The sequence below is a fragment of the Candidatus Magnetobacterium casense genome (assembly GCF_019173545.1).
In the GTDB taxonomy this organism is placed as follows: domain Bacteria; phylum Nitrospirota; class Thermodesulfovibrionia; order Thermodesulfovibrionales; family Magnetobacteriaceae; genus Magnetobacterium; species Magnetobacterium cryptolimnobacter.
The window spans coordinates 1-2,823 of record NZ_JABXWD010000412.1 but is presented as its reverse complement, the minus strand read 5'-3'; the positions used below and the strand labels follow the sequence as shown (position 1 = coordinate 2,823).

Annotated in this window: 3 protein-coding genes; all 3 read left to right on the top strand. The window is 52.6% G+C overall.

Annotation, left to right across the window (positions count from 1 at the left end):
* On the top strand, positions 1-590 hold a 590-nt coding region (locus HWQ67_RS15660), incomplete at its 5' end, for a PD-(D/E)XK nuclease family transposase (RefSeq protein WP_218253620.1).
* 187 nt (positions 591-777) lie between these two features.
* Positions 778-2,433: a radical SAM protein gene (locus tag HWQ67_RS15655; RefSeq protein ID WP_218253619.1), complete on the top strand. Its 1,656-nt coding sequence runs from the start codon at positions 778-780 to the stop codon at positions 2,431-2,433.
* A 135-nt stretch (positions 2,434-2,568) separates the two neighbouring features.
* On the top strand, positions 2,569-2,823 hold a 255-nt coding region (locus HWQ67_RS15650; RefSeq protein ID WP_218253618.1), incomplete at its 3' end, for a hypothetical protein.

Sequence of the window (2,823 nt, the reverse complement as noted above, 5' to 3'; positions counted from 1 at the left end):
CACTAAATCAGGTGATATTTATAGGCATAGTGGAATTTAACATATTTGATGGCGATGATTATTTAACAAGGCATAAGATATTAAATACGTCAACATACAGGCAGGAGTTGAAGGATATGGAGTTCAACTTTATAGAGTTGCCCAAGTTTACCAGGACTGAGGATGAGTTAGAGAGCATAACAGACAAGTGGATACATTTTATAAAGAACGCTGTTGCTCTGCATATGGTACCTAAGTGTGCAGACTTTGTGGAGCTAAAGGAGGCCTACGAGATAGCGAACAAGATGACGTGGAACGAAAAAGAGCTTGAAATCTACGATTACTGGCAGATGAGAGCCAAGGATGAGGTAGGTGTATTCATGGAAGGAGAGCGTAGGGGGCTGGCAAAAGGGATAGCAAAAGGGCTAATAGAGGGAGAGCGCAAGGGACTGGTAAAAGGAATAGAGGGAATGCTTGAGATTAAGTACGCCGAGCAAGGGCTTGCGATTATGGACAGAATCAGAGGCATTGAGGACATAAAAAGGTTAGAGGAACTTAAGGGACTGATAAAGGAGGCGGCCTCTGTAGATGAGTTGAGTGGCCTTATATAAGGCATAAAACACAGGTATGTTTTCGTAGATCCACTTGGCTTGCTGGTTTCTGAGCGAGTGGCATTTCCGTTAACGTCAGGGGTAATGGCGTGAATACGCAGACTTAAAAAATTGAAAGGAGACAAATATGGGCAGGTACTTATCATAGCATTACAGGATTTTTTAAAGGAAGAAAAATGAGAGTTAAATGTCTGTAAGCAAGCGCCTGCTCCAACAGACAAGGTCACTGCTCAACAGTGAAACCGGTACGGTATACAAGGAACATGGCGGCAAGGTCAGGGTCTGCCTGTGCTATCCCAACACGTACTACGTGGGGATGTCAAACCTGGGGTTTAGGCTTGTCTACGCCCTCCTTAATGCACGCAACGACGTCGTCTGTGAGAGGGCGTTTCTGCCACAATCGGAGACAATTGATGAGTTGTTGCGTACCCGCACGCCGCTGTACAGCATGGAGTCCATCACCCCACTGAGCGGGTTTGACATCGTAGCCTTCTCCGTGTCCTTTGAAAACGACTATCCCAACCTGTTAAAGATGCTGAGACTTGCCCACCTGCCCATCCATGCACACGCCAGAGGGCGCAGAGACCCACTGGTGATTATGGGTGGCCCCTGTGCGCTCTTGAACCCTGAGCCGCTGAGTGACTTTATCGATACGGTCTTCATAGGCGAGGCCGAGGCGATGCTCGACGACTTCATTGACGCATACAGGGCAAGCGCCGACAGGAACGAACTGTTTGACAACATCCGTGGCATCGACGGCATATACGTGCCCTCCCGTTACACCGTCAACTACCACGACGACGGCATAATCAGCCATAGGACGACTACTGCCCCAGGTTATCCGGATGTCATCAGGCGCGGCTACGTCAGTGACCTCAACGCCCTGCCGCCTACGGGGCAGATCGTCACGACGCAGACCGAGTTTTCGTCGATGTACCTGGTGGAGGCCATGAGGGGATGTCCGTGGGGGTGTCGGTTCTGTGCCGTCAGGAGCATCTACGGTCCGCCACGCAAGAAGGGGCTTGAGGCCGTAACACAGCAGGTACAACTCGCACGGCAGTGTAGCGGCAGAGTGGGGCTTATCGGGGCCTCTCTGACGGACTATCCGCACATCAGGGATGTCCTGACGCTGGAGGGGGTTGAGTTTTCGATCACGTCGTTGCGGGCAAGCAAGCGTTCGGTTGAGATTCTAGCGCTGATGCGCGGCAAGAACAGCGTCTCTCTGGCGCCGGAGACCGGCTCCGAACGGCTGAGGCGTGTGATAAACAAGCAGATCACCAGAGAGGACATCATCGAAACGGCAACCCTTATCTTTAATGGCGGCATACAAACCCTCAGACTCTACTTCATGGTCGGCCTGCCTACGGAGACCGATGGAGACGTCCTTGAGAGTGTGACACTTGTAAAGGAGCTAAGGGGGCTGACAAAGCGTACCAATATCGTGATGAGCATCAGCGTGTTCGTGCCAAAGCCGCAGACGCCCTTTCAGTGGCATCCGATGGCCACGACGCAGACGGTAAAGCATCGGATGCGGCTTATCAGGGACGGTCTGAAGGCGGACAACGTTAAGGTGTTTCACGACGTTGCGAGATACGCCTATCTGGAGGGGGTGTTGTCCGTGGGCGACAGGAGGCTTTCCAGGGTGCTTGAGCTGATGAACGAGGAACCGAATTGGAAGAAGGCGTGTAAGATGGCCGGGGTATCGGTCGATTTCTACATCCACCGTCAGAAAGACCCCGCCGAGCCGCTCCCCTGGGACTTCATCGATTGCGCCATCGGCAGAGACAGGATGTTGGCAGAATATACGGACGCCATCAGGGGAGAGGAAGACAATCGCATTTGACCCGAAGAAAAAAAAAAGGGCGGCTCCGCCCCCCTTCAGAACCCCCTGCAAGGGGGCCAGCCCCCTTGACCCCGTAATCTGCAATCCGTTATCATTAAGATACATTCGCTATTCTATAATTGGGGGATTTGCTTTATGGGGGACAACAATAATGCCGACATCACCTTAAAGATATCGGATGCGGTCAACGGGCAGCGGACGGTGCATGTCAGCGGCGATTCGTCCCATCACGACGCCGTATCCCATCAGGTCGCCGAGGATGAGCTTACCAGGCTCCTGGCAGAGACGCGCCAAAACCGCTGGCGTACCGAGCAGGAGGCAGGTGTCGCCCTGGGGGTGAAGTTGTACGACCTGTTCAATCGAAATACCAATACGCTCCAGAGGCTCATT